The organism is Rhodococcoides trifolii, from assembly GCF_014635345.1.
GTDB lineage: Bacteria > Actinomycetota > Actinomycetes > Mycobacteriales > Mycobacteriaceae > Rhodococcoides > Rhodococcoides trifolii.
This window is the reverse complement of record NZ_BMCU01000003.1, coordinates 412,024-434,929: the sequence shown is the minus strand read 5'-3', so window position 1 is coordinate 434,929 and position 22,906 is coordinate 412,024. Positions and strand designations below refer to the sequence as shown.

At 63.1% G+C, this 22,906-nt stretch carries 21 protein-coding genes; 18 read left to right on the top strand and 3 right to left on the bottom strand.

The annotated features are described in order from the left end of the window. Positions 1–39 precede the first annotated feature (39 nt). From infA to IEW02_RS15235, 9 genes are all read left to right on the top strand, one after another. Positions 40–261, top strand: a complete 222-nt coding sequence (infA, locus tag IEW02_RS15275; protein ID WP_003418601.1) for a translation initiation factor IF-1 — start codon at positions 40–42, stop codon at positions 259–261. A 91-nt stretch (positions 262–352) separates the two neighbouring features. After that, positions 353–466, top strand: a complete 114-nt coding sequence (gene rpmJ, locus IEW02_RS15270) for a 50S ribosomal protein L36 (RefSeq protein WP_026917227.1) — start codon at positions 353–355, stop codon at positions 464–466. A 183-nt stretch (positions 467–649) separates the two neighbouring features. After that, entirely contained in the window at positions 650–1,024 is a 375-nt protein-coding gene (rpsM, locus tag IEW02_RS15265; RefSeq protein WP_188545696.1) for a 30S ribosomal protein S13, read from the top strand. Then, positions 1,024–1,437, top strand: coding sequence for a 30S ribosomal protein S11 (gene rpsK / locus IEW02_RS15260; protein WP_188545695.1), 414 nt, complete (start codon positions 1,024–1,026; stop codon positions 1,435–1,437). Before rpsM ends, rpsK begins: the two co-directional genes overlap by 1 nt. An 18-nt stretch (positions 1,438–1,455) precedes the next feature. Beyond that, on the top strand, positions 1,456–2,061 hold the full coding sequence (gene rpsD, locus IEW02_RS15255; RefSeq protein WP_188545694.1) for a 30S ribosomal protein S4: 606 nt from the start codon (positions 1,456–1,458) through the stop codon (positions 2,059–2,061). 110 nt (positions 2,062–2,171) lie between these two features. Beyond that, complete coding sequence (locus tag IEW02_RS15250) at positions 2,172–3,233, top strand: DNA-directed RNA polymerase subunit alpha (RefSeq protein WP_188545693.1); 1,062 nt, start codon at positions 2,172–2,174, stop codon at positions 3,231–3,233. 44 nt (positions 3,234–3,277) lie between these two features. Further along, positions 3,278–4,051 (top strand): 50S ribosomal protein L17, sunset domain variant, encoded by a 774-nt coding sequence (gene rplQ, locus IEW02_RS15245; protein WP_188545692.1) that lies wholly within the window; start codon positions 3,278–3,280, stop codon positions 4,049–4,051. Between the two features lie 67 nt (positions 4,052–4,118). Further along, entirely contained in the window at positions 4,119–4,952 is an 834-nt protein-coding gene (gene truA / locus IEW02_RS15240) for a tRNA pseudouridine(38-40) synthase TruA (protein ID WP_188546145.1), read from the top strand. 9 nt (positions 4,953–4,961) lie between these two features. Further along, entirely contained in the window at positions 4,962–5,510 is a 549-nt protein-coding gene (locus tag IEW02_RS15235) for an NADPH-dependent FMN reductase (RefSeq protein WP_188545691.1), read from the top strand. Here IEW02_RS15235 and eccE read toward each other — a convergent pair. Further along, positions 5,498–7,162: a type VII secretion protein EccE gene (gene eccE, locus IEW02_RS15230; protein ID WP_188545690.1), complete on the bottom strand. Its 1,665-nt coding sequence runs from the start codon at positions 7,160–7,162 to the stop codon at positions 5,498–5,500. The two genes, IEW02_RS15235 and eccE, sit on opposite strands and share 13 nt — an antisense overlap. 32 nt (positions 7,163–7,194) lie before the next feature. Here eccE and eccB point away from each other — a divergent pair, with 32 nt between their 5' ends. After that, the gene (gene eccB / locus IEW02_RS15225) at positions 7,195–8,667 is read left to right on the top strand and encodes a type VII secretion protein EccB (RefSeq protein WP_188545689.1); all 1,473 of its coding nucleotides are present in this window, start codon (positions 7,195–7,197) and stop codon (positions 8,665–8,667) included. Here eccB and mycP read toward each other — a convergent pair. Continuing rightward, complete coding sequence (gene mycP, locus IEW02_RS15220; protein WP_188545688.1) at positions 8,616–10,016, bottom strand: type VII secretion-associated serine protease mycosin; 1,401 nt, start codon at positions 10,014–10,016, stop codon at positions 8,616–8,618. The genes eccB and mycP overlap by 52 nt on opposite strands. 26 nt (positions 10,017–10,042) lie before the next feature. Continuing rightward, the gene (eccD, locus tag IEW02_RS15215) at positions 10,043–11,494 is read right to left on the bottom strand and encodes a type VII secretion integral membrane protein EccD (protein WP_188545687.1); all 1,452 of its coding nucleotides are present in this window, start codon (positions 11,492–11,494) and stop codon (positions 10,043–10,045) included. Between the two features lie 215 nt (positions 11,495–11,709). On the opposite strand from eccD, the gene eccCa reads away from it, so the two are divergent. The 8 genes from eccCa to IEW02_RS15175 all read left to right on the top strand — a co-directional run bounded on the left by eccCa (position 11,710) and on the right by IEW02_RS15175 (position 22,403). Then, positions 11,710–15,711 (top strand): type VII secretion protein EccCa, encoded by a 4,002-nt coding sequence (gene eccCa, locus IEW02_RS15210; protein WP_308933187.1) that lies wholly within the window; start codon positions 11,710–11,712, stop codon positions 15,709–15,711. Beyond that, positions 15,693–17,198 (top strand): type VII secretion-associated protein, encoded by a 1,506-nt coding sequence (locus IEW02_RS15205; RefSeq protein ID WP_188545686.1) that lies wholly within the window; start codon positions 15,693–15,695, stop codon positions 17,196–17,198. Before eccCa ends, IEW02_RS15205 begins: the two co-directional genes overlap by 19 nt. Positions 17,199–17,301: 103 nt before the next feature. Next, positions 17,302–17,604, top strand: a complete 303-nt coding sequence (locus IEW02_RS15200) for a WXG100 family type VII secretion target (RefSeq protein WP_188545685.1) — start codon at positions 17,302–17,304, stop codon at positions 17,602–17,604. 141 nt (positions 17,605–17,745) lie between these two features. Further along, positions 17,746–19,080 (top strand): recombinase family protein, encoded by a 1,335-nt coding sequence (locus tag IEW02_RS15195; protein ID WP_188545684.1) that lies wholly within the window; start codon positions 17,746–17,748, stop codon positions 19,078–19,080. A gap of 370 nt (positions 19,081–19,450) precedes the next feature. After that, the gene (locus IEW02_RS15190) at positions 19,451–20,026 is read left to right on the top strand and encodes a hypothetical protein (RefSeq protein ID WP_188545683.1); all 576 of its coding nucleotides are present in this window, start codon (positions 19,451–19,453) and stop codon (positions 20,024–20,026) included. Between the two features lie 136 nt (positions 20,027–20,162). Further along, a complete protein-coding gene (locus IEW02_RS15185) occupies positions 20,163–21,446 on the top strand; it encodes a hypothetical protein (RefSeq protein WP_188545682.1) in 1,284 nt (427 codons plus the stop codon). Positions 21,447–21,793: 347 nt separating this feature from the next. Beyond that, the gene (locus IEW02_RS15180; RefSeq protein ID WP_188545681.1) at positions 21,794–22,132 is read left to right on the top strand and encodes a helix-turn-helix domain-containing protein; all 339 of its coding nucleotides are present in this window, start codon (positions 21,794–21,796) and stop codon (positions 22,130–22,132) included. Next, positions 22,125–22,403, top strand: a complete 279-nt coding sequence (locus tag IEW02_RS15175; RefSeq protein WP_188545680.1) for an HNH endonuclease — start codon at positions 22,125–22,127, stop codon at positions 22,401–22,403. Before IEW02_RS15180 ends, IEW02_RS15175 begins: the two co-directional genes overlap by 8 nt. Positions 22,404–22,906 lie beyond the last annotated feature (503 nt).

Sequence of the window (22,906 nt, the reverse complement as noted above, 5' to 3'; positions counted from 1 at the left end):
GAAGTCAATCAGGTGTGACAAGCCAGGATCGCGGAGGATATGGCAAAGAAAGACGGCGCAATCGAGGTCGAAGGCCGAGTTGTCGAGCCCTTGCCCAATGCAATGTTTCGCATTGAGCTGGAGAACGGTCACAAGGTTCTGGCCCACATCAGCGGCAAGATGCGGCAGCACTACATCCGCATCCTCCCCGAGGATCGCGTCGTGGTCGAGCTGTCTCCCTACGACCTGTCACGCGGACGCATCGTCTACCGCTACAAGTAACACCCGTCCCCGGCTGGGTCATCAGTCGGGGATCAACCATGTTCGGAAGGTTCCATTTCTCCCGAACACACGACCAGGAGATCTGACAGACGTGAAGGTCAAGCCCAGCGTCAAGCCGATCTGCGAGAAGTGCAAAGTGATCCGCCGTAACGGCCGGGTCATGGTGATCTGCGAAAACCTGCGTCACAAGCAGCGTCAGGGCTGATTCACCCTTTTCTCGACGATCCACTTGGCATGAACCGGTAGCACCGGCGACAAAGAAGACCTCTCAGCACCAGCTGCTCATTCGCGAGCAGTACACCCCCGGCCGCGGAGGCCGAGGCCCCGAGCATCACACGTGGGGACGGACTGGGAGAAGACCTCCGCTTACAACAAAGGAAACCGCCACATGGCACGTCTAGCCGGTGTGGATCTTCCGCGCGAGAAGCGCATGGAGATCGCACTCACCTACATCTACGGCATCGGCCGTACCCGCTCACACGAGATCCTCGCCGCCACGGGTGTCAACCCCGATCTGCGCAGCAAGGACCTCTCGGACGAAGACCTGACGAAGCTCCGCGAGTACATCGAGGAGTCGCTCAAGGTCGAGGGCGACCTGCGCCGCGAGGTTCAGGCCGACATTCGTCGCAAGATCGAGATCGGCTGCTACCAGGGCCTTCGCCACCGTCGTGGTCTGCCCGTACGTGGACAGCGCACCAAGACCAATGCGCGTACCCGTAAGGGCCCGAAGCGCACCATTGCCGGCAAGAAGAAGGCGAAGTAATGCCCCCCAAGTCACGCACCGCCGGACCCAAGAAGACGCAGAAGACGCGTCGCAGGGACAAGAAGAACGTCCCGCACGGGTCCGCCCACATCAAGAGCACGTTCAACAACACGATCGTGTCGATCACCGACCCGGCCGGAAACGTCATCTCCTGGGCGTCCTCGGGCCATGTCGGCTTCAAGGGCTCGCGTAAGTCGACTCCGTTCGCCGCACAGCTCGCCGCCGAGTCCGCTGCCCGCAAGGCGCAGGAACACGGCGTCAAGAAGGTCGACGTGTTCGTGAAGGGTCCCGGCTCCGGCCGCGAGACCGCGATCCGTTCGCTCCAGGCGGCAGGCCTCGAGGTCGGCACCATCTCCGATGTCACCCCCCAGCCCCACAACGGCTGCCGTCCGCCCAAGCGCCGTCGCGTCTAGCGGGAAGGAACAAATAAAATGGCACGTTATACCGGACCCATCACCCGCAAGTCGCGTCGACTTCGCGTCGACCTCGTCGGAGGCGACCAGGCTTTCGAGCGTCGTCCCTACCCGCCGGGCCAGCACGGCCGCGCACGCATCAAGGAGAGCGAGTACCTGCTCCAGCTGCAGGAGAAGCAGAAGGCTCGCTTCACCTACGGCGTCATGGAGAAGCAGTTCTCGCTGTACTACAAGGAAGCGAACCGCCTCAAGGGCAAGACGGGTGAGAACCTGCTCCGCATCCTCGAGACTCGCCTCGACAACGTCGTCTACCGCGCCGGGCTCGCACGCACGCGCCGCCAGGCTCGTCAGCTCGTCTCGCACGGCCACTTCTTGGTGAACAACAAGAAGGTCGACATCCCCTCCTACCGCGTTTCGCAGTACGACATCATCGATGTCAAGGAGAAGTCGCTGGCGACGCTACCGTTCCAGATCGCCCGCGAGACCCAGGGTGACCGCCCGATTCCGGGTTGGCTGCAGGTTGTTCCGAACCGCCTCCGCATCCTGGTTCACCAGGAGCCGGAACGTGCGCAGATCGACATCGCGCTGACCGAACAGCTGATCGTCGAGTACTACTCGAAGTAGGCGCTGCGCGCTCGGGCGTGAAAAAGGGTGTTCCCACACTCTTTTTCACACCCGAGCGGCTCGCCGCCCATCGAGCGTCAAATAGCGGACGCTCCTACAGGAGGACATCAATGCTCATTTCTCAGCGACCCACATTGACCGAAGAGGTCATCGCTGACGACCGCTCGAAGTTCGTCATCGAGCCTCTCGAGCCTGGCTTCGGGTACACCCTCGGCAACTCGCTCCGTCGCACGCTGCTTTCGTCGATCCCCGGCGCTGCTGTCACCAGCATCCGCATCGACGGCGTTCTGCACGAATTCACCACCGTCCCTGGAGTCAAGGAAGACGTCACCGACATCATCCTGAACCTCAAGGGCCTCGTCGTGAGCTCCGAAGAGGACGAGCCGGTCACCATGTACGTCCGCAAGCAGGGCCCCGGCACTGTCACTGCAGGCGATATCGTGCCCCCGGCCGGCGTCACCGTGAACAACCCCGATCTGCACATCGCCACTCTGAACGACAAAGGCAAGCTCGAGATCGAGCTCGTCGTCGAGCGCGGCCGCGGCTACGTTCCCGCCGTTCAGAACAAGGCGTCCGGCGCCGAGATCGGCCGTATCCCGGTCGACTCGATCTACTCGCCCGTGCTCAAGGTCACCTACAAGGTGGAGGCCACCCGCGTCGAACAGCGCACCGACTTCGATCGGCTCGTTCTCGACGTGGAGACCAAGAACTCCATCACTGCGCGGGACGCGCTCGCATCTGCGGGCAAGACCCTGGTTGAGCTCTTCGGCCTCGCCCGTGAGCTCAACGTCGAAGCAGAAGGCATCGAGATCGGACCCTCGCCCGCCGAGGCCGATCACATTGCTTCCTTCGGACTGCCGATCGAGGATTTGGACCTCACCGTCCGCTCCTACAACTGCCTCAAGCGCGAAGGTGTTCACACCGTCGGCGAGCTGGTCGGCCGCACCGAATCGGACCTGCTGGACATCCGTAACTTCGGACAGAAGTCCATCGACGAGGTGAAGGTCAAGCTGCATTCGCTCGGCCTCTCGCTGAAGGACAGCCCCGCAACGTTCGATCCCTCCACCGTGGCCGGCTACGACGCCGCCACCGGTACTTGGAGCGACACGGACAACACCGTGGGCGACGCCGACAGCGCCGAGCAGGATTACGCCGAGACCGAACAGCTCTAGGACGTCGAAAGACGTCCTGGTAGCACCTACCAGGAGAATTGATCATGCCCAAGCCCACCAAGGGTCGCCGTCTCGGCGGATCGGCGTCGCACCAGAAGGCGATTCTCGCCAACCTGGCGACGGCGCTCTTCGAGCACGGCCGCATCACCACCACGGAATCGAAGGCCAAGCGCCTCCGCCCGTACGCCGAGAAGATCATCACGCATGCGAAGGCCGGCACGCTGGCTCACCGTCGTGAGGTCATGAAGGACATCCGCAACAAGGATGTCGTCCACACGCTGTTCGCCGAGATCGGACCGCAGTTCGCGGATCGTCCGGGCGGCTACACGCGGATCATCAAGACGATCCCGCGTAAGGGCGACAACGCCCCGCAGGCCATCATCGAGCTCGTTCAGGAGCAGACGGTGTCCAACGAGGCCGATCGTGCGCGTCGCGTGCAGTCCTCGCAGGCTGCGCCCGCAGCAGCACCCGCGGAGAACGTCGTGGAGGCCGTCGAGGCCGACGCGACCGACGCCGAGGTTGCCAACGCGGACAACGTCATCGAGAACATCGAAGAGTCGGACGCACACGCGTCCAACGCCGACGAGGCCGAGTCGACTGCGGACACGTCCGCAGCAGGCAGCCACGCCGTTCTCGACGATGGCAGCCAGCCGGAAGGCTTCCCCATCAAGGGCAACGCCGATTCGATGCTGTACCACACGCCCGGAACCCGTTTCTACGACACGACGGTGCCCGAGATCTGGTTCGCCACCGAAGCCGACGCCGAGGCCGCTGGCTACCAGCTGCCGAAGTCGCAGCAGAAGAACGACGACGCCTGATCAGGTGATCGACGGAATCACATCCGCAGACGAGCCCGTCACCCCTTGGGGTGGCGGGCTCGCCCGTTTGCGGCTCGATATCGCCTACGACGGAACCGATTTCGCCGGCTGGGCCCGTCAACCCGCCCAGCGCACCGTCTGCGGCGAGATCGAGGACCGGTTGTCGTCCATCTTCGGAGTGCCGCTGCAGCTGACGGTAGCCGGGCGCACCGACGCCGGTGTGCACGCCACGGGACAGGTGGCGCACGTCGACGTTCCGATCACCGCCTTGCCGCGTGTCGACCCGCGCGGCAATGACACCCGAGTGTCCAACCTGGTGCGCCGCCTGGCCCGCTTCCTCCCGCCCGACGTCCGCGTTACCGCGGTGAGCGAAGCCCCCCAGCATTTCGACGCCCGCTTCTCCGCGCTGCGTCGCCACTACGAATATCGCTTGTCGACGGCTCCCTACGGCGTGGATCCGCTCCGTGCGCGCGAGGTGGTGCCGTGGACGAGGCCGGTCGACTTGGGCGCGATGCGCGAGGCGTCGCAGAAGCTGTTGGGCCTGAACGACTTTGCGGCGTTCTGCAAACGCCGCGAGGGCGCGACGACAGTCCGCGAGCTGCAGCGTTACGACTGGGAGCTGGACGGCCATGCCCTCACTGCGTACGTGAGTGCCGACGCGTTCTGCTGGTCGATGGTGCGCTCGCTCGTCGGCGCCGTCCTGGCTGTGGGGGAGGGACGCCGGACCCCACAGTGGTGCGCGGAACTGCTGACCGCGGGGGCGCGATCGAGTTCTGTCACGGTGGCTCCCGCGCACGGCCTCAGCCTCGTTCGCGTCGACTACCCGGCGGATTCGGAATTGGCCGATCGGAACGTCACCACGCGGGAGACGCGCGGCCCGACGGGATGCTGCGGCGGTTAGTGTCGAAGCATGTCCTTGCGTCTGGAAATCATCATCGGCAGTGTTCGGCAGAAGCGTTTCGGCCCGGTCGTCTCGGACTGGTTCACCGACAAAGCCCGTACACACGGCGAATTCGACGTCGGGGTGATCGATCTGGCCGACTTCGATCTTCCGGTCGATTTCTCCGCGTCCGAATCGAAGGACGCGTTCACGGCCCGCATCGGCGCTGCCGACGCATTCGTGGCGGTGACGCCGGAGTACAACCACGGCTATCCGGCGGCGCTGAAGACGGCGTTCGACAGCGTGAAGCCGGAGTGGAAGGCCAAGCCCATCGGCTTCGTCTCGTACGGCGGGTTGTCGGGCGGCCTGCGCGCCGTGGAGCAGCTACGTCTGGTCGCGGCGGAGGCGCACATGGTCTCGATTCGCGAGACGGTCAGCTTCCATGTGGCGAAGGAGCGTTTCGACGCGAACGGGCAAACGGAGGACGGCGCGGCGATCGACGCCGCCGCGCGTCTACTCGATCAATTGCTTTGGTGGGCAACCGCGTTGGCGGACAAGAGAGCGAGCTACCCGCGCTGAAGTTCGGCCGGGGGTCTGGGTCGACCGATGAACGTGGTCTCCTGTCCGACGGTGACCAGGGTGAGCATCTCGGTTCCCGATCGACTGGTCACCACGACGTCCTCGCCCCGGCAGCCCGGCTGCACGATCGTGATGTCGGCCGCGTCGGGCATGGCCCCGTCCGGAGTGTCGCGGAGGTACATCGTCGTGGAGGACGGGCTCGGGGGTCTCGACGAGTGCCCGTCGACCACCACGAGATCGAACCCCTGCGCGGCGATACCCGACAGCCGCTCCGAAGGGTCGGTAACCGTGAGACTGCGCGGGTCCGCAAGCGAACGGGCAAGTTGTCGCCACTCGACGTGACGTTCCGTGGACACCAGAACCGTCGCCCCGACGCCGACGGCCCTGAACACCAGTTGCCGCGCGAGGAACAACTCGCCCCGGACGTGAACGGTCGACGTGCCCGTGCCCCAGAGCCGCGCACAGACTGCTCGGCCGGTGGCATCGGAGCCGATCAGCTGGCCACAGCCGGCCACCGGCAGGGCGAGCGCGTTCACGGACGACCCGAGCACTCGGTCCAGAGGCGTCGACTCGTTGTCCGCACCCGTTCGGCTCGGCTCCTGAGATCGCAGCAAGCGCCTCCAGTATGCGTGCAGTGGGACCGATTTGGATAGGGGCGGGTGGTCGGGCTCGACATCGTCGGTGACCGTATACATCGCTGAAAGCCGTACGTGTCCATCGTATTCCGAGTGCCGCAATGCGACGGTCACCGTGGATGCCGCGCACGGCGTCGCCCAGAGTTGCCCCAGAGCCGCGGCGTCGACTTCGCGCCCACGAAGGCTCCAGCCGAAGACGCGCCGCGTTCCCCCGGATCGCACTCCCGCAGCGAAGTACCGTGCCACAGCAGAGAATTCGGACGCCGTGAGGATGCGAGATTGCACACCCGTCCCCCAAAGCGCGCGCTCGACCCGCCCCAGCGCAACCGTGAATGCCTTCGCGGCTCCGTCGAAACCGCCGCCGCGCCGCGTCACCGCGTCAGCAGTGCGAGCGACGTCGACGGTGACGGTGACGAACGTCGACCGAACGGCCACGGCCGGAAGCGGGCCGATCAGCCGGGCGTAGACGTCGGCCGCGTGCTTGTCGATACCGAGACGCCGACCGTGAGAGGAGATGTCGATGGACACCGGACGCAGATCATGATGGGCCAGCGCGGATTGCAATCGGTCCAGCGGCAATCGCACGTCCGGAACGGATGCTCCCCGCCCGATCACGGACGTGCCGCTGACAATCGGAGACACTTCCATCGTCCCGCTCAGGCGGCGACCGTCCCATCGCACCCCGATGGATCGACTTCGTTCGAACGACAGAGACGTCACTCGTGATCTGTCGCCGCGGTCCCGCGCCCACCTGTCCCGCATTCGCGCCGGCAATCGACGGCCGGCCATCCCACGGCGGGACAGGATCATCACCGCAACTGCGACCGACGCACCGAGTGCAGCACTCCATGCGACGTCGATCCCCGCTACGCCCGCGAGGAGAAACACCACGAGTCCGACAAGCTCGGCCGTCACCACGCGTGCGGACACCACGTTCGAGACGACGAAGTACTGACGCATCATCGCGGATTCCTCCCCCGAAGAATTGACGAGAAGCGGACTGTACTGTGTGGCCACACGGTTCGTGTGCGACGGGTTGGGGGACTCGGGTGGGGGCTTCGCCGACGACTCGCTGGCAGGTGGGCGGACACCGCTTCCTCGTCCGGCGACTCGAACATGCGCTGGTGCGACGCGAGAGTCGCATGATCAACGAACCGTTGCGGTCGCGATCGCGCGCGCTGATGGTGGGCGCCGTGATCGCAGCGCTCGGCCTTGCCGCGTCCGCGGCTCTCGCGTTCGTCCGGCCACAGGACAAGATGGGCGACGCCGTCATCGTGATCGGAAAAGACTCGGGCGCAATGTATGTCGTCGACAACGACGTCGTACACCCGGTGATGTCTCTGGCCTCGGCGCGATTGATCGCCGGACAGCCGGACGATCCGGTGACCGTGAAGGAATCGGAGCTGGCGACCCGCGCTCGCGGGCCCTTGGTGGGAATTCCCGGGTCGCCCACCTCCCTGGCGGTGGACCCCGGTTCGGCGACAGCGACGTGGACGGTCTGCGACAAGGTGGATCCGGACGCTTCCGCTGTCGCGACAACCGCTGTGCTGGTGACGGATTCGCCTGTCGACGCACGGGGGGAGATGGTGCCACTCGGGGCGGACGGAGCGCTGCTGTGGGAGTACGAGGGAACTACGTTTCTGGTCTACGGCGGTGTCCGGGCGCGTATCGACATGGCGAACGCGGCGGTCACTCGCGCACTCGGTGTGGACGGCGCCGTCCCGTCGCCGGTGAGCGCCGCGTTGCTCGACTCCGTGCGCGAGGTCCCGCCCTTGGTTCCCCCGGTCGTGACCGGCGCAGGTCAGCCCACCCCGTACCGGTTCGGAGGACTGACGGTGGGGTCCGTCGCCTCGGTTGACCTGGGCGATCGGGAGCAGTACTACGTGGCACTCGTCGACGGTGTGCAACCGATTGCGCCCGCCACCGCACAGTTGCTTCGGTTCGCCGACTCTCAGGGTCGTGTCGGCTTGGAATCGATCACTCCCGACACCTTGGACTCGGCACCGCAAACTCGAAACCCGTTGCCTGTAACGACCTTTCCAGAGAATATTCCCCGGCTCGTCGATGTGGACGCAGCACCGGTGGCCTGCCTCAGTTGGCGGGCGCAACCTGTGGAGAGCGACCAGGCATCCACCACCGCAACCGTCGAGATCACGACGGGCCGCACGCTGCCACTGGACGACGACGAACGAGCCGTCGATCTTGCAGGAGCAGACGGTCCGGGTCCGGCGTTGGACGCGGTGTTCGTGAAACCGGGATCCGGGTACTTCGTGCAGACCACTGGTGTCGGAGAGGACATCGCGCGTCGCGATGCCATGTTCTACGTGGCCGATACCGGCGTCCGGTTCGGGATCCCGGATCTGGAATCGGCGAAGGCGCTCGGCTTCGACGATGCTGCTGTGGCGCCGTGGGCCATCGTGTCCCTCTGCGCCCAGGGCCCGGCGCTGGGTCGGTCGCAGGCACGTGTCGCTCACGACGGGGTCGACCCGGACCGCGACGCGTCGGAGCTCGGCGGCGGCTGACGGCGCCGAAACACCCCTGCGCCGGTTGCGATTGCCGCGGTGACGAACACCACCGCACCTACGCCGGCCAGAGCCGCTCGCTCCGATCGTCGATCCGGAACCGCTGCGACAGCCGGAGGCTCCAGCGTCGCGGACGCCGCAGAGATCGGCGCGATAATCGAGTCGGTTCCCGAGTTCGTAACCGCTGCAACGGGATCGATAGTTCCAAACCCTACGCGGGCGTTCCACCCCTCGGCGGGTCGGTGCGCCGTCTGCTCGATGCGCTCGATCACCTGAGCGGCCTTCAGTTCGGGGTACCGCGCCCGCACCAGCGCGGCCGTCGCCGAAACGAGCGGCGCGGAGAAACTCGTGCCGTTGATGGCGACCGTCCGTCCATCGTCGCTCGACGTTCCGATCGCGAGACCCGTTCCAGCCGGGTCGAGCGACGTCATGTCGGTACCCGGGGCCGCAACGTCGACCCATGGTCCGGCGAGGCTGAAGTCGGACGGGCGGCCGTCCGGGTCGACCGATCCGACCGTGAGGACGTAGTCGTCGAACCATGCGGGTGACGCCACGGTGGAAACCGTCGACCACGGGTCCGCGTCGGGCGAGGCGGGGCTCGGGGACATGTTCTGTTCCTCGCACGCACCCGAACCCAGGTTGCCCGCGGCTGCGACGACCACCACGTCGCGTTCGACCGCTGCGTATCGCACGGCTGCACCCAAGGGGCCGTCTCCGAGCGCCGATCCGGCCGGACCACACGCCACTTCGGAGATGTTGACCACGGTGGCGCCGGAGTCTGCGGCCAGGCGAACCGCGCGCGCCATGGTGGCGACGTTTCCGTAGCCGGACGAGTTCTCTGCGTCGGTGTCGTCACCCTGCCGGGCATCGGCTTCGGCGAACGCGCTGCTGGACTGGCGGATCGACAGAATCGCCGCGTCGGGGGCGCCACCGGCGAAACCACTGTCGGGGGCGGGACGCGCCGCGATCAGTCCCGCCACGAACGTTCCGTGGGCATCGCAGTCACCGATGCCGTTTCCGGTGGACACGAAATCTCCGCCCGCGATCACGTCGGGCAATCGCGCGTGGCGTGCCACACCGGTGTCGATGACGGCGACCACCTGGCCGGCCCCACGCGTCGTGGCCCACACGTCCGCGAAGTCGAGTGCGGCTTGCGCCGTCGGAACGGTGACTCCGGAGCCGCCGGGCACGGCGACTGCGCACTGCGTCCGTTGTTCCGTCGGTTCGTCGGGAGCGGGTTCGGAGACCGTGGGCAGGTCCGCGGGGTCGATGGACGGTGGTAGCACGCTCGCACCGGCAGCGGCGCGAGACAGCGCCGACAGGGCGAGTACCACAGCGGAGAGGTACACGACGGAGGCGCAGCGTCCGGAGCGGGTCACAGCGCGCGGACGAGGGCGAAGAGATCGACCACCCAGCAGACCAGCGGAATGATCGCCGCAATCGCAGCGAACTCGACGAGCTCGGTCGTCCGCCGAAGTACGGGCGAGAACGTGCGGGTAGGAGCCATCACGCCGAGGACGAGCGCGGTCAGCCCGAAAAGGGCGAAACCTGTGCACCAGAGTGGTGATCGTTCGGGAAAGCTGAGCGCCGCACCGACCAACAAACCGGCAGGAACAACCGAACCGGCGACGATCGAAACGGACGCCTGGACGCGGTCGACGTACGTCCGCCCGCGGAGAGCGAGAACGAGACCCACCGAGAGTGCCAGCACGATACTGATCCAGTCCACGGCGCCGGACCGCCCGGCGGACACGGCCAGGAGTGCAGCAGCCGCCGCAGCGGTGGACAGGCCTGCGACGTAGCCCGTCAGAAACTGTTGTGCTGCAACGGTTCGGGAACGAATCGCATCGAACGACGCACTGACGGCGGGCTCGGTGTGGTCGAACAGAGCGGGGGAGTCGGTCACGGGAACGTGCGGCAACGGCATACGTGAATGAAGCATGGCCATCCGCGGTGCCCACGTGAAGGCCAGCACGCAGGTGGCTGCGGCCACCGCGGCGATGTCGGCCCGAGGCACCGCCGTGGTCGCGCCCCACAGGCAAGCGAGAGACAGAACGACGCACGCCACCGCCACTGCGGTGAAGATCGGCCGCTCGACATTGCCGAAGCGAAGCGTGAGGAGTGCGAGGGCCGCGCTGACCGCGGAGCCGAGAGCACAGTCGGACGCGATGTCGTTGCCCGGCACGACGAGCATTCCCGCCGCGAACGCCACCGGAACCGCGCCCCCACACAGGACCACGGCGGTCCTCGGGTCGTCACGGATCAGGCCGACAGCGCAGCCGACGACGGTGAGCGCAACTGCCACTGCGATTCCGACTGCACCGCCGACGATTCCGGCAGTCGGATCCAGGACTGCTGTCGCTGCGCCTGCAGTTGCCGCAACCACTGCAGCGACAGAACCGACGACGCGTGCCGATTCCGGTGTCCATCTGTCGCAATCCGCGGACGTGGACACGGCGTGGACGACGTCGTCGAACAACGGCGGAGGAGGCGCTGCGTCGTCGTCGTGCAGAACCAACAGATCTCCGTCCTGCACACCGAATTCCGCTAACGAGCGGCCCGGGTCGAGAGGCGTACCCGCCAGCGTGGTGAGCGTGGGAGCGATCGTCGACATCGCGTGCTGGTCGCCGTCGGACTCGCCTCGCGCAGCCCGATGTTCGGCAATCAGCGATGCGATACCAGGTAACAGCGAGGCAACGACCGTATCGCTCGGCAGTGAGAGGTCGACCTCGACACCCGGCGCGAGCACGGTCACTCTGCACACCGCGGGAATCGGTCGGGACGGGCGCGAGTCCGATGCGGACTCGGCATCGACCGAACGTGACATGACCATGTGCGTACAGCCCCCCGTACCTGTGCGCGCCGCACCCCCACGGTCGACTCGCGTGAGAGCACTCTACGACAGGGCGCCGACAACGACACCGTCTCCGGAGGTTGTCCACAGGTGCCGTCTCGGGGCCTCCCGAGTGTCGGTCTCTCGAGTTACGGTCTGAGCCGACGCATGCCGGGGGGCTGCGTGGTGCGGAAGCTGGGGGGAGCACCGTGACAATCACGTCGAGCGCAGTGCGGTTCGAACGCGGGGACAGGCGTGATGCTCCACGCGTGCCCGGTGGCGAGGTGGCGGTGGAGGCTCCGCCGGAGATTCCCCGCATCGTTCCAGGCAACATCCTGCTCAAGCTCCTGCCGGTCGTGATGGTGGCGGCCATGATCGGGATGGTCGCGCTCATGTTCACGTCCGGTGCCGCCTCGAACCCGTTGGCTCTGATGTTCCCTGCCATGATGGTCATCTCCATGCTCGGCATGTTCGCGGGCGGCGGTGGCCGAGGCGGAGGCACCCGCTCCGCGGAGATCGACGAGTCGCGCAAGGACTATCTGGCCTACCTCGATCGGCTGCGAGCCGAGGTGAGCGACACGGCGTGCGCTCAACGGAAGGCGCTGGAGTGGGCGCACCCTGCGCCCGCGGGTTTGTGGACCATGGCGGGATCTAATCGGATGTGGGAACGGCGCACCACCGATCAGGATTTTGCTCACGTGCGCGTCGGAACGGGCAGCCAACGGCTCGCCACGCGGCTCGTTGCGCCCGAGACCGGTCCGGTCGACTTGCTCGAGCCGGTTGCCGCGGTGTCGCTCCGCTCGTTCGTTCGTACGCATTCCATCGTTCCCGATCTTCCGACCGCCGTGTCGCTGCGCGGGTTCGCGGCGGTCGGCTTCGACGGTGACCGCGAGCAGGTGAGGTCCTTGGTGCGCTCGATCGTGATGCAGCTGTGTGTATTTCACGGTCCGGACGACCTGCTCGTGGCTATCGTCACCGGTCGGGACGAGGAGGAGTGGGATTGGGCGAAGTGGTTGCCGCACAACCACCATCCCGACCAGGTGGACGGCGCGGGCAGCTCGCGGATGATCTATCGGACCGTCGCTGCTGCCGGGGTCGGTCTGGGAAGTCGGGTGACCTCGCGTGGACGATTCGTGCGACACGCGCCTGGTACGCCCGGTGTGCCGCACGTCGTGGTGATCCTGGACGGCGCGATCACCGAGGGTGGTATCGGAGCAGAGGTGGCGCCGTGGATTTCGGGCGGGACCGACTCCGTGACGGTGCTCGACCTCGCCGACGGGGTCCCGAATCTCGTTGCAGCACAGGGCTTGCAGTTGGTCGTGGACGGGCGGTCGCTGCGGGCGCGCAGCGCTGTCGGTGTAGAGGTGTTCGGACAGTGTGACGAGGCCGGAATCGACGACGCGCGTGTTCTCGCACGTTCGCTCGCGCGGTACACGATCAGCGAAGACGTCGGAACGCGCGGCGAGACGTCGACGGATTCCAAGGGATGGAACAGACTGCTGTCGATCGGGGATCCGGGAGCGGTGAACCCGGATCGGACGTGGACCCGGAGGCAGGGGCGCGATCGTCTTCGAGTGCCGGTGGGAACGAGTCCCGACGGGCGTGCTGTCGAAATCGATCTCAAGGAAGCAGCCGAAGGCGGAATGGGGCCGCACGGATTGTGCATCGGTGCGACGGGTTCGGGGAAGTCCGAGTTCCTCCGCACGCTCGTACTGGGTCTGATCGCCACGCATGCGCCCGACGTGCTCAACCTCGTACTCGTCGACTTCAAAGGTGGCGCAACCTTTCTGGGCTTGGAGCACGCGCCGCACGTTGCCGCCGTCATCACCAACCTCGAAGACGAACGCGCGCTGGTCGAGAGAATGCGCGACGCCTTGGCAGGGGAGATGAATCGCAGGCAGGAGGTGCTCCGCTCACGGGGCAACTTTGCGAACGTCTCGGACTACACCAGGGCGCGCGACAACGGCGCCGAGCTCGAACCGCTTCCTGCCCTGTTCGTCGTCGTCGACGAGTTCTCCGAGCTGCTGAGCCAGTACCCGGACTTCGCCGACCTGTTCGTCGCCATCGGTCGCTTGGGACGATCGCTCCACATGCACCTTCTGCTTGCCAGTCAACGTTTGGACGAGGGGCGACTTCGCGGGCTCGACTCCCATCTCTCTTACCGAATTGGATTGAAGACGTTCTCTGCCAACGAGTCTCGATCCGTGCTGGGTGTTGCCGATGCATACCACCTGCCGGCTCGTCCGGGATCGGGGTATCTCAAGACGGATTCGAGCGACATCGTCAGATTCTCGGCCGCGTACGTCTCGGGGGAGTACCGCGCTGCGGCCTACCTTCCGGCCCGGACGGTGGGTGATCGATCGGGCGACGGCATCGTGCGGTTGTTCACTGCGGCCGAGGTCCCGGCGGCCTCACGAGTGGTGCACACCGAACCGACTGCACCGAGTGATGCGGGATCGACGTCGGTGCCGACGATCCTCGAGACCGTGGTGGGCCGACTTCAGGGGCACGGCCGACCCGCACACCGAGTGTGGTTGCCTCCGTTGACGGTTCCGCCGTCCCTGGACGAGCTCCTCGACAGGATGCAGGCGGAGGGAGGTTTCGGTTCGCTCCGTGCGCCCATGGGTGTCGTCGATCGCCCGTTCGATCAGAGGCGCGATCTGTTGACCGTGGACCTCACAGGTTCGACGGGAAACGTCGCGATCGTGGGTGGACCGCAGTCGGGAAAGTCGACGGCGCTACGCACCATGGTCATGGCGCTCGCTTCGACCCACACCGCGCAGGAAGTCCAGTTCTACTGCGTCGATTTCGGTGGGGGCACGCTGGCATCTCTGGAAGGGCTTCCTCATGTGGGGTCGGTGGCGAACCGCCTCGACATCGATCGGGTGCGTCGGACGGTGGCCGAGATGACAGCCCTGATACGCCGGAGGGAGCGGTCGTTCCGGACGTGGGGAATCGAGTCGATGGCCGAGTTCCGGTCGCGCAGAGGAAACCGTCGCGAGGAATCGGGGAGTCCCGGCCCGTGGGACGACCCACACGGCGACGTGTTCTTCGTCCTGGACGGGGTGGCAACCGTTCGCTCCGATTTCGAGTCCGTGGAGCCTGCGCTCGTCGAGCTTGCCGCGCAGGGTCTCTCGTACGGAGTGCATGTGGTGATCACCGCTTCTCGCTGGGCCGAGATCAGACCGGCGTTGCGGGACCTTCTGGCCACGAGGGTCGAACTGCGACTCGGAGATCCGACCGACTCCGACATCGGGCGAGCCAAGGCGATGCTGGTTCCCGAAGGTCGGCCGGGACGCGGAATCACCAAGGACGGGCTGCATCTGCTCACGGCCCTACCCAGACTCGATCGGCGTGGCACCACCGACGCGCTCGGTACTGCAGTGGGTTCAGCGGTGGAGTCGATTGCGCAACGCTCGACGGTTCCACCGGCACCGCCGGTCCGATTGCTCCCGCAGACGTACCGTCGCGACGACCTGCTGGAAGCCGTGCGAGGGGTCTGGCCGCCCGCTGCGCCGAGACGGCGCGTTCCGATCGGAATCGACGAATCCGAGCTTGCTCCGGTCTATGTCGATTTCGACAACAGTCCGCACTTCGTCGTCTTCGGAGACGGCCAGTGCGGCAAGACGACGTTTCTACGCAGTGTGTGCGCCGGCATCGTGGAGTCGAATCCGCCGTCACGAGCCAAGGTCGTCCTCGCCGACTATCGACGCACCATGCTGGGTGCGGTGCAGGGCGACCATCTCGGCGGCTACGCGTCGTCGTCGACGGTGCTTGCGACGATGATGTCGGAGTTGGCAGGGGTACTGCGGAGTCGACGGCCGGGACCGGAAACGACGCAGGACGAGCTGCGCAACCGTTCGTGGTGGAGCGGCCCCGACATCTGGGTCGTGGTGGACGATTACGACCTCGTGGTGACACCCGCCGGCAATCCACTCGCCGAGCTCGTCGAACTGTTGCCGCAGGCGCGCGACGTCGGTCTGCACGTCGTTCTGGCTCGGCGTGCGGGTGGATCTGCCCGTGCGATGTACGAGCCGGTGATGTCACGACTGAAGGACCTCGCGTCGGCGGGTCTGATCATGAGCGGGTACCGGGACGAGGGCGCGTTGTTGTCGGCGATACGCCCGTCCGAGCAGCCGCCGGGCCGCGGCACGTTGGTCACTCGCAGTGCATCCGAACTGATCCAGACGGCGTGGATGCCGCCGCTGTGACGGCGCCCGAGCACATCGATGCGGGTGCCGATGGGGTTGCCGCCGTGCACATCGCCGGCACCGCGGTGTGGTGCACCGCGCGTACCCGCCGCGGTGGGCAGCATCGGGTGTCCCGGACCCCGGTGGAGGTCGATCCACTGCGTTACGTGGACGACGACGTGATGCTGATCGACGGTATCGAGATCACGACGCCCGAAGCCGTCCGGAACGTGATTCGACAAGCGTTGTCGGACAACGGGTTGGTGGAGCGGCCGTCCCTGCTCATCTTGACGCATCCACCGCACTGGGGCGAGATTCGCCGCGGAGTCCTGTACTCGGCGGCGCGTCCGCTCGCCGCCGAGGTCGCGGTCGTCGACTCGGCTGTGGTGGCCACGGAGTGCGCTGCATCCGTCGGCCGTGACACCTCGTCGGTCGTCGTCGTGGACGGCTGCAGCCGCAGGGCCACTGCGACGGCCGTGACGGGACACGCGAGACGAGGAGCGTGCAGGTTGATCGACGGTGTCGCCTCCGACCCCGAAACGATTCCATCGGCGCTGCGGGTGGCAGTGCAGGAGGTGGTGGACTCCAGTCACCCCACGCTGGCGGTTCTGCACGACGGCTCCGATGCGGTCTCGCGCGAGCAGGTGGGACTGTTGTCGAAGCTGCCGGTCGTCGAGGTCGGAGGCAGCGACCTGGTGTCCGCGCTCCTCGACACGGAACCGCAGACGGAGACGCCACGCGCGCCGACACGTCTCGACACGAGGCCGCCCGTCATCACTCGTGCGCCCGCGTGGCTCGAAGCCCGGACCCTGCCGAAGACGCGAGGGCAGCGAGCGCGAGAGGCACTCGCGTCGGCCAGGGTGGGGCTCGTCACCGCCGGGGCGGTCGTTCTCGTCGCATCGGTGGCTGCCGCCTGGTGGGTCGGCGGCCGCCCGGACAGTGTCGCGCCCGCCGCTTCTCGGTTGCCGCACGCTGCGGTCACGACCACTCGGATCACGGAGACCGCCGATGTTCTCGCCACTACCGCAGCGCCGCCCAGCGCCGCTCCGACGCCCTCGGCCCTGCCGACCACGGGCGATGTGGCTCCGGCGCTCCTCACGCTGGGCCGGGTGACCGTCGCGGTTCCCGAGGGGTGGCACACCGAACCGGGGCCCGAACGGGTCAACCTGTTGCCCGACAACGGTTCCGGGATACGGGTCCTTGTGGTGACCCGAGAGCTGGGTGACGGGCTCGGTAGCAACGACGTGATCGCCACCTTGCAACGGCAGTTCGCCGGCACGGACAACGGCGGGCGCTTCGACGAACTGCGGACCGATGTGTCGGTGGCGGGACGGCCCGGCCTCACGTACGTGGAGAGCCCGACGGACGGATCGACGGTCGCGTGGTCCGTGGTGGTGTCTCCTCGACTCCAAGTGAGCCTGGGGTGCCAGAGCACGGACGAGCGCCGGGACGAGATGAACACCGTGTGCACTTCGGTTCTCGGATCGCTCGCGGTGGCCGATGCATGAAAGTCGCCGGCTGTGGAACCGTCCGCGCCGTTAGCGCGTCCAAGTTGATGCGGGGGATTCTCCCTGGCACATCACACCGAGGAGGTATTCACCAGTGTCACAGATGAAGACAACTGTCGAAACCATGCAGGTCACCGCCGCCAAAGTCGACGGGTTGACCGCAGAGATCAAGTCACTGCTCGATCAGCTGCGCGGTGACGTGCAGGCGGTGGGCGGGAGCTGGGAGGGTGCGGCCGCAGTGGCGTTCCAGAGTGTGATGGATCGGTGGGACACCAGTGCCAACAAGCTGCAGCTGGCTCTGGGCGCCATCGGCGATTCGATCAAGTCGAGCGGAACCGCCTACGGCGCTGCCGAAGAGGACAACACACGCTCGATCAGCAACGCCGCGGGCACCCTCAACCTCTGACCTTCCCCCACCACAACTCACTTCGAAAGCAGGACACATCGTGCGCTATGTATTCGGGGCCATCGACGACTTCTTGGTCTGTCGACAACTGATGTAGGCTCAGCTCGTTGACCAGCACAAATAGCCTACTTGGGAGCCACGATGAGCGCCGGTATCTACTGCCGAATCTCCAAGGCCAAGAAGAACGCCGAAGATTCGGTGGACACCCTTGGTGTGGAACGCCAGGAATCGATGTGCCGAGAGTTGGCTACCCGTCTAGGTCTCGACGTGTCAGATGTATACGTAGACAACAACTTGAGCGGTAAGGCCGGTGTCCATCGTCCCGAGTTCGAACGTCTGAAGACCGACATCATCGCTGGCACCATCAGTGACGTATTGGTGTGGAAGACAGACCGTTTGAGCCGTGACCGTCTGGCGATCCAACTGTTTTACGGTCTACTCAAGGACCACAGCGCGAACCTCCACACCGACCAAGAAGGATCGATCAACCTCGAGACCCCAGATGGTGCTCTGATGGCCGGTATCCGAGCCGAGATGTCCCAGTACGAACGAGCGGTCACAGCCGAACGGGTCAAGGCTCAGAAGAAGCAACGGGCACATGCTGGAACGTTGGCCGGTGGCAAGACCCGGCTCTACGGTTACGCCGACAAGCAGCGCACCGCGCTCCATCCCGACGAGTCCAAGATCGTGAAGTCCATCTTTGATGACTTCCTGGCGGGTAAGACGATTGCCGGGATCACGAACAAGCTCATAGCATCCGGTGCGGTCCACGTGACCGGTTCACCGATCAGGGCGTACCACGTCAAGCGAATCTTGAAGAACGGGAACTATGCGGGTATGCGGGTGTTCCACGGTGAGTTGGTTGCCGAAGGAACCTGGCCCAAGATCATCGACCGGCAGACCTTCGACCGGGCACAAGCCAAGCTTGCTACCCGTGATGCGGCGAACCGGAGCAACGGGCGTAAGTACCTGTTGACTTCAATCCTCTACTGCGACATATGCAAAGCCAGACTGGTGGGCGGTGTGTCCAAGATCGGACCGGTATATCGCTGTGAAGCACCCGCAAACGGTGGGTGTGGTCGTCTGAGCCGGAACGCCGAGAAGATCGATGCCCAGGTGCTCAAGCTGGTAGCCGAAGCCATCGAGAAGCTACCGGCCAAACCAGCCAAACCCGTGGATACCTCCGAGCTGGATGCGTTGACCGGAGACATGGCGTTGTTGCAGCAAGCTCATGCTGATGGAGACCTACCCACAGCGGTGTTCATCGAGCAGTACAAGGCCATGAACGAACGAAAAACCGCGCTGACGAAAGTATCCGTCAGCGCGGCTGTATCGGTTGCTACGACCAAGGAGAAGTTCCTGAAGGATGACACCGACGGTCAGCGGGAGGTCGTCAGGGCTTTCTTTCCGGCCATCGGGGTCAAGCCAGCCGGTAAGGGTATTCGTTTTTCTTTGGAGCAATTAGTCTTTGAGTAATCCGTGTACTTTTTGGATCAATTCGTCGGTGTAATTGATTTTCGCCAGTATTTGTAGTTCCAGTTCTCTGGTTTGTTCGTCGGTCATCCGTCATGCAGTCCTCCTGTCTACCGTCGTGGTTGGTTCGAACATTCTATCGAATCAGCAGACGTTTAGCTTTGCGTACGAGTTGGGTCTTGACGAACGAGGTCGGGTCCCATAACGTCGCCGGGCCGGGCAGTTCTGAGGCACTGAAACAGGGTCTTGACCTGGGGATCAGTCCGTGATAGGCTACGCCAACGCTCAGGGTATTTCCTGAGCCGGCACCACCCTTTGATCCACGATTTCACCACCGATTGATCGACCACTACTACTGAAAGCTGTACCTGCTATGACCACACCTATCTCTGACGACTCTCCACGCTTTGATGCCGTTGCTCCTTTCGGGGAGAATGCGGTCATCAGCTACGACGCCAAGCGGGACTGTTTCGTATCCTCTGCCAAGGTCTCTCATTCGGACTTCATCTGGCTTCCGGACTGGGAGTTTGGTCCACGTATTCTCGCGGACCTATTCGAACAAGACCTCATTCTCGAAGCAGATTTGGGGGAGATAGTTCAGGACTCCTGGGTTATGGCAGACCGCCCGACGGCGAATGTATCTTCTGATCGCTGGATTCGGATATGGAGCGCGGCCAACACCACTATCCCTACCGTTCCAGAGAAACTATTCAGAGGTGGCATCAGTTACCGAGGGATGTCATGGACCGCATCGTACGAGGTTGCGGAAGAATTTGCGTGGAGTGAGATGCGCCCCGGAGATGACCCTTCGCACGGGAAAGTCTTCTCCTACAGCTTTAGCCAACAGCATGTGATCGGTTACATGAAGGTGAAATCAGAGGATGAGTACATCATCGATCCCCGCATATTCGATGATGCCACAATCATTCCTGACGTCGAAGACAATTGACCTGGCGTAGGAACATTCTTCGACCGTTCTTGCTATACTAGTACCAATGAAGTTCAGTATTCCTACAACTACTGGAAACGGAATCTAAAACCTATTTTGTAATACAATTAGAAGCCCGGTAATCGAGAGTTGTAGCTTGATTGCCGGGCTTTCTATATTACAAATAGGAGATTTATTGACAATGAGTAAAGCATACGCACTTACTACCGACATATTCGGCATCGAACTAGGAATCTGGCTATGGGAGAACAAAATGATTTTCCCAGTTGACGATCAGAAACAGCCAGCAATCAGAGGGAGTTGGAAGGACTACAACTCCGAGAAAATCCCAAGCAACTTCGCGGGTCTAGCGGTCAGAACAAACGACAAGCTACACATCGTGGACATCGACCGCCCCGATTGGGTCCAAGGCAATCCTAATATTCTGACAACCAAGGGTGCTCACTACTGGTACACGCCGGTAGATGGGGTCAAGAACACACGTCAGGGTGACTTCGATCTGTTGACCAATGCCTATGGTGTGTTCTGGGGCAAAGGTAAAGAGTTCCAACATTCGGAGCTACACGAGTGGGGAGACTTGACCAAGATGTTCCCTGCTATCGAAGCTTTTAGAAGCTCTTCTAATACTATCAATGAGTTATTTGATGGGATTACCTATGGGGATTCACTGGGAGGATTAACTAAAGGGATTAACTGTAGAACACTTCCTAACACAGATACATCGATCTTCTCCAAGAAGGTAGGGAAGAAGAAAGAAATCACCTACCCAAGATTGGTAGAGGACTCGACGGGTTTCGTAGTCGATGTCAACCGATACCGCCAGGCCCAAGTCACACAGATGGAGAACGTCGAAGCGGGGAAGCGCAACAACCGCTTGTTCCGCAGCAGTCTCGAGTTCCATCGTCTGGGTCTGGACACCACGGAGTTGGAGAAAGCAGCTCTGGTTGCAGGTCTGGACCAACGAGAAGCCAGCAGGACCATTGCCAGCGCCTATGCCCGTTGGGAGGACGACGAGGGGACTAGCCCCTTGGATCGTGTGGCTGTGTGGTTGGGGGCGGTGGAAGCTACAGACCCAACCGATTCTCAATGGGACGTTGCGCAGTACGTCGCCAGGTGTGCGTTGGAGCAGCACTCCCTAGCTCCCCAGGTCAGTCAGACACGAGCAGCCAGGGACAACGAGCTTCTGAGTCAGCGATACGCCGGGACCGTCTTGAACACAACGTTGGTCAAGCGTGGGTTGGTCAAGAAGATTGTTCGACCAGGGAAGCAGGCCAACGGTCTAGATCACTGCAACAACTATCACTTGCTCATCGATGGGATTCCGTTGGAGTACATAGATGTCGAATGCAGCACAGGAGCCGGCCAAATCGATGGTAGGGAATCCGCTGGAGCAAATGAAAAAGCGGGGGGCGAGCAATGAGTACCCCTGAGGAAAATAAAAGCCCCAGGCAATACACAGAGGCATTAATCCACTGGTGCAATCAATGCCGAACCAGAGTTCAAGCAGACCATGAACACGAAGCGCAGAGTTTCGGCACGATCCACAAAATAGTTGTATAATAGAGGAGTTCATTACTTACTCCTATTAGTAAGATAGCTTAAGTGCCACCAAGTCTTTTAATCCTTTTCTTGGTGGCACTTTTGTGCGCAAAAGAACTGTTGATAAATGTTATAATTGAATAAGGTTGCTTGCGTCTTTCCATAGTAAGAAGATACCTCCCGTATCCGCAGGCAACCGTAAATTCCTAAGGAGCGATCAATCAGTAAATGAAAAGCAATACCCCAGAGTTGAAACTCTGGATGTGTACGGCGATAGCTGTGGTGAATCAGAATGTGAACGGTGCGTACCGCACGCGCTCTTACACAGCGATCACTCTGCTTGCGTCGAAGTACGAGCACAACGGAAACGGGTTCATTTTTGTAGGGAAAGACCTGTCGGCTCTGACTGGAACTTCACTACCCACCGCATACAAGAGACTTGGGGAACTTGAGAGGTGGGGCCTCGTCACGCGAACCCTGGTGACCAACGGGTCAGCCAAGAATTCCTACTACGTCTACACACTGACAGTCGATACGGTGGCAATCAGGGCGGTAGCCCATGTCTGACATCAAGAGCAAACGATGGCAGAAGCTCAGAACCGAGATACTGCAACGTGATTCGTACGAGTGCGGAGTAGCCGGCTGTGAAGTAGTGGCCACCACCGTTGACCACATCATCCCAAGGTCAAAGGGTGGAGCGATGTGGGACACAGACAACCTCATCGCCATGTGTGCCCATCACAACTACTCCAAGGGACCAAAGCTCGAGACCGAAGTACGACGTGAGTGGTTCAGCTTTTGGTTCGATGACATCGACCTCACGGATTTGGCGGGGTGAATAAAGAATAGATGCTGTTAACAAACAAGAATTACACAAACATCCAACTGAACAAGACAACAACAATAACCCTCACAGTAAACGATGACGGATTAACCAATGTCCTACTCGAAGACGAAGACGGAATACACACAGTAGTAAATGCACAAGACATATCGATGACCATAAGCACGATGTCACCCATGCAGGATAATGAATGATCATGCATGAACCGATGGGGGTGGGTTTTCTCAAGGGGGTTAGCGACGCCGCCGGGTTCGTCAACTTTTCGAAAATCTGCGCTCCAGAGGTCCATGTTATGCGTGAACCACTGCATATTATGCATAGTTCATGCATGGTGCCGGCTAACCGATTAATCCCAAACAGAAAGGAAGTGTCAAAATGTCAGTAGCAATAAACAGCAATTACGAGTCGAGTATCGATCTTTATGTGTCAGTCAACAGTGATTGGCTATCGGATACGCACACACCATATGTAACCCAGCTCTACAAGATCGCACAAAC